Origin of the sequence: Mesorhizobium sp. M0045 (assembly GCF_040323385.1) — a bacterium.
In the GTDB taxonomy this organism is placed as follows: domain Bacteria; phylum Pseudomonadota; class Alphaproteobacteria; order Rhizobiales; family Rhizobiaceae; genus Mesorhizobium.
The window spans coordinates 78,030-89,174 of the sequence record NZ_JAMYUY010000001.1 but is presented as its reverse complement, the minus strand read 5'-3'; the positions used below and the strand labels follow the sequence as shown (position 1 = coordinate 89,174).

The 11,145-nt window shown below is 62.9% G+C and carries 9 protein-coding genes; 8 read left to right on the top strand and 1 reads right to left on the bottom strand.

Annotation, left to right across the window (positions count from 1 at the left end; genetic code table 11):
• The first annotated feature begins 54 nt into the window (after positions 1–54).
• The 6 genes from ftsZ (at position 55) to NKJ72_RS00405 (ending at position 8,869) form a co-directional block, all read left to right on the top strand.
• Positions 55–1,725, top strand: coding sequence for a cell division protein FtsZ (gene ftsZ / locus NKJ72_RS00430; protein WP_254818983.1), 1,671 nt, complete (start codon positions 55–57; stop codon positions 1,723–1,725).
• A 280-nt stretch (positions 1,726–2,005) separates the two neighbouring features.
• The gene (lpxC, locus tag NKJ72_RS00425; RefSeq protein ID WP_254818982.1) at positions 2,006–2,953 is read left to right on the top strand and encodes a UDP-3-O-acyl-N-acetylglucosamine deacetylase; all 948 of its coding nucleotides are present in this window, start codon (positions 2,006–2,008) and stop codon (positions 2,951–2,953) included.
• A 204-nt stretch (positions 2,954–3,157) separates the two neighbouring features.
• On the top strand, positions 3,158–4,027 hold the full coding sequence (locus tag NKJ72_RS00420; protein ID WP_352475367.1) for an outer membrane protein assembly factor BamD: 870 nt from the start codon (positions 3,158–3,160) through the stop codon (positions 4,025–4,027).
• 13 nt (positions 4,028–4,040) lie between these two features.
• The gene (recN, locus tag NKJ72_RS00415; RefSeq protein ID WP_352475366.1) at positions 4,041–5,714 is read left to right on the top strand and encodes a DNA repair protein RecN; all 1,674 of its coding nucleotides are present in this window, start codon (positions 4,041–4,043) and stop codon (positions 5,712–5,714) included.
• Positions 5,715–5,969: 255 nt separating this feature from the next.
• Positions 5,970–8,177: an NAD-dependent DNA ligase LigA gene (ligA, locus tag NKJ72_RS00410; protein ID WP_352475365.1), complete on the top strand. Its 2,208-nt coding sequence runs from the start codon at positions 5,970–5,972 to the stop codon at positions 8,175–8,177.
• Positions 8,177–8,869, top strand: coding sequence for a DUF2461 domain-containing protein (locus tag NKJ72_RS00405; protein WP_352475364.1), 693 nt, complete (start codon positions 8,177–8,179; stop codon positions 8,867–8,869). The genes ligA and NKJ72_RS00405 overlap by 1 nt, the downstream gene beginning before the upstream one ends.
• A gap of 16 nt (positions 8,870–8,885) precedes the next feature.
• Here the strand turns inward: NKJ72_RS00405 and NKJ72_RS00400 are convergent, their stop codons facing one another.
• Entirely contained in the window at positions 8,886–9,683 is a 798-nt protein-coding gene (locus NKJ72_RS00400) for a class I SAM-dependent methyltransferase (protein WP_352475363.1), read from the bottom strand.
• 233 nt (positions 9,684–9,916) lie between these two features.
• On the opposite strand from NKJ72_RS00400, the gene NKJ72_RS00395 reads away from it, so the two are divergent.
• Together NKJ72_RS00395 and NKJ72_RS00390 are read left to right on the top strand one after the other, a co-directional pair.
• Positions 9,917–10,645 carry an AzlC family ABC transporter permease gene (locus tag NKJ72_RS00395; protein ID WP_352475362.1) on the top strand — a complete coding sequence of 243 codons (729 nt, stop codon included), beginning with the start codon at positions 9,917–9,919 and terminating at the stop codon, positions 10,643–10,645.
• Positions 10,642–10,938: an AzlD family protein gene (locus NKJ72_RS00390; RefSeq protein WP_254818975.1), complete on the top strand. Its 297-nt coding sequence runs from the start codon at positions 10,642–10,644 to the stop codon at positions 10,936–10,938. The genes NKJ72_RS00395 and NKJ72_RS00390 overlap by 4 nt, the downstream gene beginning before the upstream one ends.
• Positions 10,939–11,145: the final 207 nt, after the last annotated feature.

The following is an 11,145-nucleotide window of genomic DNA, read 5'->3' as shown; positions in this document are numbered from 1 at the left end:
GCCCCATAGGCGGCCGCGGCGGCGAAGCGGCGGGAAAGGCAAAGGACGAAGACAATGACCATCAATCTGCAGAAGCCGGACATCACCGAGCTCAAGCCGCGCATCACCGTGTTCGGTGTCGGCGGCGGCGGCGGCAATGCCGTCAACAACATGATCACCGCCGGCTTGCGCGGCGTCGAGTTCGTGGTGGCCAACACCGACGCACAGGCACTGACGATGTCGAAGGCCGAGCGGCTGATCCAGCTCGGCGCGCATGTCACCGAGGGTCTCGGCGCCGGATCGCAGCCTGAAGTCGGGCGCGCGGCGGCGGAAGAGTGCATCGACGAGATCATCGATCATCTCTCCAACACGCATATGTGCTTCGTCACTGCCGGCATGGGCGGCGGCACCGGCACCGGGGCGGCTCCCGTCGTTGCCCGCGCTGCCCGCGAAAAGGGTATCCTTACCGTCGGCGTCGTCACCAAGCCGTTCCACTTCGAAGGCCAGCGCCGCATGAAGACGGCCGACATGGGTATCGAGGAACTACAGAAATGCGTCGATACCCTGATCGTCATTCCCAACCAGAACCTGTTCCGGCTGGCCAACGATAAGACCACCTTCGCCGATGCCTTCGCCATGGCCGACCAGGTGCTCTATTCGGGCGTTGCATGCATTACCGACCTGATGGTCAAGGAAGGCCTGATCAATCTCGACTTCGCCGACGTCCGCTCGGTCATGCGCGAAATGGGCAAGGCGATGATGGGAACCGGCGAGGCTTCGGGCGAGGGCCGCGCAATGGCCGCGGCTGAAGCCGCCATCGCCAACCCGCTGCTCGACGAGACCTCGATGAAGGGCGCCAAGGGCCTGCTGATCTCGATCACCGGCGGCCGCGACCTGACCCTGTTCGAAGTCGATGAGGCCGCAACTCGCATTCGCGAAGAGGTCGACCAGGACGCCAACATCATTCTGGGCGCCACCTTCGACGAGGAACTCGAAGGCGTTATTCGCGTGTCGGTGGTCGCCACCGGCATCGACAAATCGGCGGCCGAAATCGCTGCCGCGCCGATCGCCATCCGCGCGGCTCCGCCGAAGCCGGTCAGCCGGCCGGCGGCCCAGGTCACGGAAATGCGCCCGGCGCCTGTCCAGCAACCGATCTATGAACCACGTGCTGCCGATCCGGTCGCCGAGGCCATTCAGCTCGCCGAGGCGAATGCGGCAGCGATGGCGCAGGCCCGCCCGGCACCGGTCGCCCATGCGGAAGACTTCCGTCCGCAGAGCAAGATCTTCCAGGCGCCTCCCGCTCAGCCGCAGCCAATGATGCAGCCGGCGGTTCAGCAAGCGATGCAACCAGCTCCGCATCGTGAAATGCCGCAGCCGGTTGCCGCGGCACCCCAGCGCATGCCGCGGGTCGAGGATTTCCCGCCGCAGGTGAAGGCCGAAGTGGAAGCCAAGGCCCGCCCGGCCGACCACGAGAACAGCGGCCCGATGGGCTTGCTCAAGCGCCTGACCAACGGCTTGACCCGCCGCGAAGAGGAACCTGCAAGACTGCAGCCGGCGCAGCCTCGCGAACCGAAACTGCGCCAGGCGCCGGCGGAAGTGCGCCGCCTAGCCAGCCAGGATCCGCAGCTTTACGCACCGCGTCGCGGCCAGCTGGATGAGCAGGGCCGCCTGACGCCGCAGAGCCGGGCTGTCCAGGAAGACGATCAGTTGGAGATTCCCGCCTTCCTGCGCCGACAGGCCAATTGATCTGTTAACGGTTTGTAATAGTTGTTAACAGGCGAGCAGGAAACTGTTCGCCTGTTAATATTAAAAGCACTTGTAAAACAGAGGCTTACGGGACAATCCCGCGCTGGGCCGCGGTTACAACGAGTAAGAAACCGTGATTTGGAGTCTCCCTGCGGGACCATTATCTTCGCCACCGACCAAAGTCGGTTTGCTGGGAGTCTCGGGGAAGTGGCCCCTGCCTGCCGATCAATCAAGAGCCGCGCCCTCAGGGCAGATGAAGCGGACCTAGGCAGTACGGGCTATGGGGATTGTTTTGCACGACTATCAGACGACACTTAAATCGCGTGCGACGCTGACCGGCATCGGCGTTCACAGTGGCAATCCGGTCACCGTCCATTTCCTGCCGGCAGACGCCGATACGGGTGTCGTCTTCCAGCTTTCGAATGCAAGCGGAAGCCATGAATTTCGCGCGCTCGTTTCCGAGGTCGGTGCCACCGACCTCTGCACCATGCTCGGCGATCCGCAAGGCGAGCACATCGCCACGGTCGAGCATCTGATGGCGACGCTTTTCGGCCTTGGGATCGACAATCTCGTCATCGAAATCGATGGCCATGAGGTGCCTATCCTCGACGGCAGCGCAGTGATGTTCGTCGAGGCCATTGACCAGGCAGGCATCGAAACGCTGCCGGTCAAGCGTCGCTACATCAGGGTGGTCAAGCCGGTTCGTATCGAGAACGGCGCCTGCTGGGCGGAGTTCCGGCCCTATGACGGCACGCGCTTCGAGATCGAGATCGATTTCGAAAGCCCGGCGATCGGGCGCCAGCTTTTTGCATCCGACATGAACGCCGACATTTTCCGGCGTGACGTCGCGCGGGCCCGCACTTTCGGTTTCATGAAGGACGTCGAGCGGCTGTGGGCGGCCGGCTATGCGCTCGGCTCCTCGTTGGAAAACTCCCTGGTGATCGGCGACGACAACCGCGTGATCAACATGGGAGGCCTGCGCTATCCCAACGAGTTCGCGCGCCACAAGACGATGGATGCGATGGGCGATCTGGCGCTCGCCGGCGCCCGGTTCATCGGCTGCTTCCGCTCCTATCGTGGTGGCCACAGGCTGAACGCCGCTGCGCTGCGCCGTCTCTTGTCGGACCGTTCGGCTTTCGAGATCGTCGAGACGACGCGCCGCGAGCGCGGGCGTACCGCGGAGATGAGCGCCGTCAACGCACCCCTCTATGCGCCCTGGATGATCTGATTCTTAAGGTCTTACGGCCCACGTTGCGGTCAGGCTGTGTTGCATGGATGCATCACTGGCCGGCCAAATTACACAGCTTTCCAGGTGGCGCCAAACCGCCACAAAAATGTGCGATTGGCCGGGGATAGCGTTGCCGGGCAAGGCAATTATGGTTTATGGCTGCTGCCGTCGACTGAAATGACGCCGAAAGGGCGGAATCCAAACATGTTTTTCAAGCGAGTTGGTCAATCGAAGGTGCTGCGGCGGGCTGTTTTCCTGGCGCTTTCGGTGGTCGTTCCATCGCTGTTTCTGTCGGCCTGCATGTCGTCCGAGAAGGACGTCGACCTGTCGACCTATGTCGATCAGACCGAGCCGGCCGACGTGCTCTACAATCAGGGTCTCGCCAATCTGAATGCCGGGCGACTGCAGGAGGCAAGCCGCAAGTTCGATGCCGTCGACCGCCAGCATCCATATTCCGAATTCGCCCGCAAATCGATGGTGATGGGTGCCTTTGCCGACTACCGTCAGGGCAATTACGATGAGGCGATCGGTTCGGCCAAGCGCTACCTGACCCTCTACCCGTCGACCGACGATGCAGCCTATGCCCAATATATTATCGGGCTGAGCTACTACCGCCAGATCAAGGACGTCACCCAGGACCAGAAGGAAGCGCGTCTTACCGCGCAGACGATGCAGGACCTGGTGACGCGCTGGCCGACTTCCGAATATGTCGACGATGCTAAGGAGAAGATCCGTTTCGCCAACGATCAGCTCGCCGGCAAGGAGATGCAGATCGGCCGCTACTATCTTGAGCGCCGCGAATACATCGCGGCCGTCAAACGGTTCCGCAACGTCGTGGAGAACTATTCCAACACACGCCATGTCGAGGAAGCGCTGGCGCGTCTTACCGAGAGCTACTATGCGATGGGGCTGACGTCGGAAGCACAGACCGCTGCGGCCGTGCTCGGCACCAACTACCCCGACAGCCAGTGGTACAAGGACTCCTACAAGCTCCTGCAGAGTGGTGGGCTCGAGCCGCGCGAGAATGCCGGATCGTGGATCTCCAAGGCCGGGAAGCTGATCACCGGCGCCTGAGCGGCGCGTCACCATGCTCTCCAGACTGTCGATCCGCGATATCGTTCTGATCGAGAAGCTGGACATCGACTTCTCGTCCGGCCTTTCGGTCCTTACCGGCGAAACCGGCGCCGGAAAATCTATCCTGCTCGACGCGTTGTCGCTGGCGCTTGGCGCCCGCGGCGACGCTTCGCTGGTGCGGCATGGCGCGGCGCAAGGCCAGATCATCGCCGTGTTCGACGTGCCGCGCAACCACGCGGCTCGCATGCTGCTTGCCGAGAATGCCATCGAGGACGACGGCGACATCATCCTGCGCCGCGTCCAGACGGCTGACGGCCGCACGCGCGTGTTCGTCAACGATCAGCCGTCCAGCGTGACGCTGATGCGCGACATCGGCCGTGCGCTGGTCGAGATCCACGGCCAGCATGACGAGCGCGCTTTGGTCGATCCCGGCGCCCATCGCGAGTTGCTCGACAGTTTCGGCGGCCATCTCGGCGCTGCTCGGGCAACCGGCCAGGCGTGGCGGCATTGGCGTACCTGCGAGCAGGAATTTTCACGGCACCGGGCCAAAGTCGATGCAGCTGCCCGTGAGGCCGATTATCTGCGTGCTGCGGTCGCCGAATTGACCAGGCTCGATCCGCAACCGGGCGAAGAGACCGAACTGGCCGAACTGCGCGCCTCGATGATGCGTGCCGAAAAGATCGCCTCGGAAATCCACGATGCGCAGGATGTGCTCTCGGGCCCGTCCTCGCCCTTGCCGCAACTGGCCAGCCTGCTCAGGCGGCTGCAGCGAAAGGCGACCGAAGCGCCGGGGCTGCTCGAGGACGTCGTCAAATCGCTCGACGAAGCGATGCTGTCGCTCGACGCGGCGCAGTCGGGCGTCGAAGCAGCACTTCGCGCGACCGAATATGATCCGCAGCGGCTGGAGAAGGCTGAGGAGCGGCTGTTTTCGCTGCGTGCCGCCTCGCGCAAGCACAGCGTCGCCGTGGATGACCTGGCGCAATTGCGTGACACCATGGCTGCCGACCTTGCCGATCTCGACGCCGGCGAGGAGCGCCTGCATGCGCTGGAGAAACAGGCTGCGGCGGCGCGCCAGGCCTACGACATTACGGCGGCCCAGCTGTCGTCGCTTCGCCATGCGGCGGCCGTCGGGCTGACCAAGGCGGTAATGGCCGAACTGCCGGCGCTGAAGCTCGAACGGGCCGAGTTCATCGTCGAGATCGCAAGCGATGCCGAGAGCCGCATGGAAGAAGGCATCGACCAGGTCGAGTTCTGGGTACGCACCAATCCCGGCACCAGGCCCGGCCCAATGATGAAGGTCGCTTCCGGCGGCGAGCTTTCGCGCTTCCTGCTGGCGTTGAAAGTCGCGCTGGCCGATCGCGGGTCGGCGCCCACTTTGGTCTTTGATGAGATTGACACCGGCGTCGGCGGCGCGGTTGCCGACGCCATCGGCCAGCGGCTGGCGCGGCTGGCAAAACGCGTGCAGGTGCTTTCGGTCACGCATGCACCGCAAGTGGCGGCGCGCGCGGCGACGCATTTCCTGATCTCCAAATCCGGCGGTGCCGACCGCGTCTCGACCGGCATCGCCGAGATGGACCGGGCGGCACGGCAGGAAGAGATCGCACGCATGCTCGCCGGCGCCACCATTACAGACGAGGCGCGCGCGGCGGCCGAGCGGCTGCTGCGGGAGAACACCGCGGCAGCCTAGGATCAAACACCTAGAGCGGTTCATCGTTTCACGGAAACGCCGAACCGCTCTACCTCTTTGTTTTGCGCAATTCCGGACGGAAGACCGTTTCACAGTTTTCCTGGAATTGCTCCAGACGAGTTCGTTTCCGGCGCTCGCGACCTGAGTCAGGGTATGGCGCCATCCTGCTGTTCAGGAATGATTTTCGATGTCTGGTCTCTCCCTCATGAGAAAATCCTGTTCTATTGTGTCGCGCCACCGTGGAGGGAGCAGTGCATGGACGAAAAACCAGTCGGTTCGCTCAGCGAAAGCGAGGCGGCAAGCGAGTTGATGCGGTTGGCGCAGGAGATCGCCGAGCACGACCGGCGCTACCACGGCGAGGACGCGCCAATAATCACGGATGCGGAATATGACGCGCTGACCCGGCGCAACCTCGCCATCGAACAGCGGTTCCCGCATCTTGTGCGCGAGGATTCGCCCTCGCGCAGGGTCGGCGCGCCGCCGGCGGAAGGTTTTGCCAAGGTGCGGCACGCGGTGCCGATGCTCAGCCTGGCCAAGGCTTATAGCGACCAGGACGTCGCGGACTTCATAGAACGGGGCCGGCGATTCTTTGATCGCGACAAGGATCTGAACATCGCCTTCACGGCAGAGCCGAAGATCGACGGGCTATCGGCTTCCCTGCGGTATGAAGGCGGTGTGTTCGTGCAGGGGGCAACGCGCGGCGACGGCGTCGTCGGCGAGGATATCACCGCCAATCTCAAGACCATCGCCGACATTCCCAAGACCTTGAAGGGGTCGGGCTGGCCCGAGGTCATCGAAATACGCGGTGAGGTCTATATGACCTACGCCGAATTCGAGGCGCTGAAGCAACGCTCGGCGGCGATCGGCGGCCAGGATTACGTCAATCCGCGCAATACGGCGGCCGGATCGCTCCGTCAGAAGGACCCGTCCGTTACCGCCAGCCGCAACCTCAAATTCTTTGCCTACGCCTGGGGCTATACTTCGAAGGATCCAGCTCCGACCCAATACGATTCCGTGCAAAAATTCGCGGAGTGGGGGTTCAAGGTCAGTCCGCTGATGGTCCGGGCAAAATCGGTCGACGAACTGATCGCGCATTATCACCTCATCGAGGCCCAGCGCTCATCGCTTGGCTACGACATCGACGGCGTGGTCTACAAGGTCGATCAATTGGAGCTGCAGCGCAGATGGGGCTTCGTCACCGGCGAACCACGCTGGGCCATCGCTCACAAATTTCCGGCCGAACAGGCGATGACGACCGTGCGCAGGATCGACATTCAGGTCGGCCGTACCGGTACGCTGGCGCCCGTTGCCCGGCTTGCGCCCGTCACGGTCGGCGGCGTCGTGGTCGAGAATGTCACGCTTCACAACGAAGACTACATCAAGGGTCTGGACAGCAACGGCCAGCCGATCCGCGACGGCAACGACATACGTATCGGCGACACGGTGGTCATCCAGCGGGCGGGGGACGTCATTCCGCAGATCGTCAGCGTCGTCGTCGACAAGCGTCCGCCAGACGCCGTGCCCTACGAATTCCCGCACAAATGCCCGATCTGCGGCTCGCCGGCAACGCGCGAGATCAACGAGAAGACCGGCAAGGAAGATTCCCGCCGACGTTGCACCGGCGAGCTGATCTGCCCCGCCCAGGCCGTGGAAGGATTGCGTCACTTCGTGTCACGCGGCGCCATGGATATCGAAGGTCTGGGCGCTGAAAACATTGACCTGTTCTTCAATGCCGGATTGATCAAGACGGCCGCCGATATTTTCACTCTCAGGGACCGCCGACCCGCCGTCATCAAGGCATTGGTGGAGCGGCGGGAGGAGCAGGCCAGGCAGCGTGAGGCTGCTTCAGGCAAGACGCGGAAGAATGTACGCGGTGTCGAAGAACGCAACTATGAAGGTCTCGACAAGCTCTTCGCTGCCATCGACGCTCGCCGCGAACCGGAACTTGATCGCTTCATCTTTGCGCTGGGCATCCGCCATATCGGCGAAACGACGGCCGCTGTGCTCGCCCGAACCTTCTCGACGATCGAGGAGTTGATCCGCATTGGCAAGGAGACAGCAGCGGCAGCCGATCCACACACCGTTTTTCCTTCGATCAACGGCATCGGCGATACCGTGATAGGCGCTCTTCGCGATTTCTTCGGCAATGAACGCAACGACGCCGTGCTTGAAGCGCTGCTCACACAGGTCCACCCGAAGCCGTACATCGTGAACGTCTCAGCCGATAGTGCGGTCGCCGGCAGGACGATCGTGTTTACAGGCACGCTCGAAAAGATGACGCGCCCCGAGGCCAAGGCGATGGCTGAACGTCTCGGCGCGAAGGTCGCCGGCTCGGTTTCCGCGAAGACCGACCTCGTCGTCGCCGGGCCCGGTGCTGGCTCCAAGCTCAAGCTGGCTGCCGAACACGGTATCGAAGTCATCGATGAGGATGCCTGGCTCGAGCGGATCGGCAAGGGCTCGTGATGCCGGCTGAATTCAATGGTTTTGGTGACAAGGCCATTCCTTTCCTCAAGGCACTGGATTTTCATCAGAGCCGGGAGTGGTTTTTGGAAAACCGCGAGCTCTTCGAGCGGGACCTGCGCAATCCCTTCGGCGATCTGGTCGAGGCGCTCTCCGAGCGCTTCACGGCATTGGGGCTCGGCCTGCGCGGCGACCGCAAGAAGTCGCTGTTCCGGATTAATCGCGACGTGCGTTTCGCCAAGGACAAACGGCCTTACAACCGGCATCTGTCGGCGATCCTTTCGCCCGACGGCACCAAGATGGAACAGGGCGTGTTTTACATCCACATCGGGCTCGAGCGCTGCTTTGCCGCTGTTGCCTGGTGGCAGCCCGGACCGGAGCTATTGCTGGCGCTGCGCAACGCCATCGCAAAGCGGCCCGCTGAGTTCCGCACGCTCGTCGCGGCGCTGAAGAAGAATGGTCTCGAGCTCGACCGGGACGGCTGTATGAAGCGCACGCCGCGCGGCTTCGAGCACGTTATCGAGCCCGATCTCGTGGCCGCCATCCGCAATCGTCATTTCGCCGTCCGGCACGCAATCGAGCCGGCGGATATCTACGGAGCTGGATTGGTCGACGAACTCGTCGACTTCGTCATGCGGGCAAAACCGCTGCTCGACTGGGGCAGGGCGATCGAAGGCAAGGCTTCGCAGCGCTAGCGGAAAAATCAGACAGTCAACTGCGCCGCGCAGTGTAGAGGCTGGTGGTCATGTTGCGGGTTATGGAGCCTTGGAACTCGTCGCGGACGATGCGACCCAGCTCCGCCAGGATTGCTTCGCGGTCACTGCGGATGTTGATATTGGAAAAAGTGGCATAGAGGTTGACCGTCTGGTCAGGATCGAGGACGAGCGACCAGACACTTGTCCGATGTTCGATGGCATCAAACGCGCCGGTTCGCTCCAGTGCCGCCACGCGGGCCTCGGCATCAAGGGCGAACGGAATACCATTTGAGCCCGCCGACGGGCTCGAAGGCCCGTCAAGCAGCACCTTGGTCGCATCATGAAAGGGATCGGGGCGACTGTCGTCGCCGAATACATTCCAGACCATTGCCCACCAGCCGCCCGGCCGAAGCAGCTCTGCGACCTTGATCAGCGCCGTGTCCTCATCCAGCCAATGAAAGGCAGTGGCGCTGACACCGAGATCAAAACCGGCCTTCTCAAGGACGGCATCCTCAAACGCAGAGACGCTCACCGAGAGCGCCTTGTCCTGAATAGTCTCGCAAAGGAAAGTCGCGAGGCGGGAATCCGGCTCAATGGCGAGCAACGGGCTCGCGCCCAGTTCGAGTAAGCGGCGCGTTGCAGTTCCTGTACCTGCGCCAATCTCGAACGTCGCCGTGCCATGCGCGAGACGGCACCGCTCACATAGAATTTCGAATACCCAATCAGGATACCCAGGTCGCGTCGCGTGATAGCTGCCGGGATCGGCGCCGAAGGCCAGGCGGCCGAATTTTGGATCGATGAAAAATTCGCTCATTGGAACCACCTGTCCGGCCCAGCAGGTTGGTCTATGGCCGTCGCTTCGGCAAGGACCGATCGTCGCCAACGAATATGCGCTCAGGTACCAAGCCTCTGATTTTGTCCACAAGTCTGGAAGCGAGCTTGCCGCGATGCTTCAGCTATCATTTCCGCTGATCGTTTGCCTCAAGCGAATTGGTGTGACAAGCCGGACCGCCCTCTCTACATACGGCCCTTCCCAAGGAGCGGTCGATGTCGGCGGAAGCAATCTCCGAAAACGGTGCGAAAAGCGATTTCTGGGACGGCGTGCGGCTGAGCATGCCTGTCGTGGTGGCGTCGGCGCCGTTTGCGTTGCTGTTCGGGGCGCTCGCCGTCGACAACGGCTTTTCCGTGATCGAGGCGTTCTTGATGAGCGCAACGGTGTTCGGCGGCGCCAGCCAAATGGTCGGCATCGAGCTGTTCGGGCAGCATGTCGCGCCGTGGCTGATCGTGCTGTCGATCTTCGCCGTGAATTTTCGCCATGTGCTCTATTCGGCCGGTATCGGCCGGCGAATCGCGCATTGGCCCCTAGCGCAGCAGGCGATAGGCTATTTCGTGCTCACCGATCCGCAGTTCGCGGTGGCCGAGCGCAAGGCGGAGGCCGGCGAGACCGTCGGCTTTGCCTGGTATATGGGGCTCGGGCTGCCGGTCTACGTGTTCTGGGTCATCGAAAGCGCGCTCGGGGCGGTGTTCGGCAAACTTATTCCCGACACCCACGCGCTGGGCATCGACTTCCTGCTGCCGATCTATTTTCTCGGCCTGGTCATGAGCTTCCGCAAACGGCCGCTGTGGCTGCCGGTGGTCGTCGCAAGCGCTGCCGCCTCCATCATTGCCTACAAGACGGTCGGCTCGCCCTGGCATGTCTCCATCGGCGCGCTGGCCGGTGTGCTGCTCGCCGTCATCCTGCCGCCCCGCCACAGCGGCGTGGAGGCACGGCCATGAGCACGACGTTGTGGATCATCGTCGCCGCTTCGATCGCGACCTATTTGACACGCATTGGCGGTCATCTGGTGATCTCACGCTTCGACCATATCCATCCGCGTGTTGAGGCCGGGCTGAACGCCGTGCCGGCGGCGGTGCTGACCACGCTTGTGGCGCCGGCAGCGCTGAGCGCCGGACCGGCGGAATGGGGGGCCTTGGTCGTCGCCGGCCTGGTCTCGCTGCGCGGCGGCCTTATGGCGATGTTCCTGGCGGGTGCTGCCGTGCTGATCCTCGCGCGGCAGGTCGTCGGCTGATCGACTTTTGCCTTGGCGGCGAGAGCACACATGCGCTTTACCGCAGCGACTATTGCCGCGCTGACCCGCGACAGGCTCAGCCGGATAGCCTCCGATCTCTCCTGGTGGGCGCGACGCACGGCGTCGCTATAGAGCGCTTCGCGCTGCTTCGGCGTCAATGCGCTTAGATCGGTCGGCTGGATGCCGAAGGGCTCACGCGACATTTCC

Excerpts from the sequence above, each read along its gene's own strand:
- NKJ72_RS00400 (WP_352475363.1), bottom strand. The coding sequence starts at position 9,683 with ATGAGCGAATTTTTCATCGATCCAAAATTCGGCCGCCTGGCCTTCGGC.
- NKJ72_RS00395 (WP_352475362.1), top strand. The coding sequence starts at position 9,917 with ATGTCGGCGGAAGCAATCTCCGAAAACGGTGCGAAAAGCGATTTCTGG.
- NKJ72_RS00390 (WP_254818975.1), top strand. The coding sequence starts at position 10,642 with ATGAGCACGACGTTGTGGATCATCGTCGCCGCTTCGATCGCGACCTAT.
- NKJ72_RS00420 (WP_352475367.1), top strand. The coding sequence starts at position 3,158 with ATGTTTTTCAAGCGAGTTGGTCAATCGAAGGTGCTGCGGCGGGCTGTT.
- recN (WP_352475366.1), top strand. The coding sequence starts at position 4,041 with ATGCTCTCCAGACTGTCGATCCGCGATATCGTTCTGATCGAGAAGCTG.
- ligA (WP_352475365.1), top strand. The coding sequence starts at position 5,970 with ATGGACGAAAAACCAGTCGGTTCGCTCAGCGAAAGCGAGGCGGCAAGC.
- ftsZ (WP_254818983.1), top strand. The coding sequence starts at position 55 with ATGACCATCAATCTGCAGAAGCCGGACATCACCGAGCTCAAGCCGCGC.
- NKJ72_RS00405 (WP_352475364.1), top strand. The coding sequence starts at position 8,177 with ATGCCGGCTGAATTCAATGGTTTTGGTGACAAGGCCATTCCTTTCCTC.
- lpxC (WP_254818982.1), top strand. The coding sequence starts at position 2,006 with ATGGGGATTGTTTTGCACGACTATCAGACGACACTTAAATCGCGTGCG.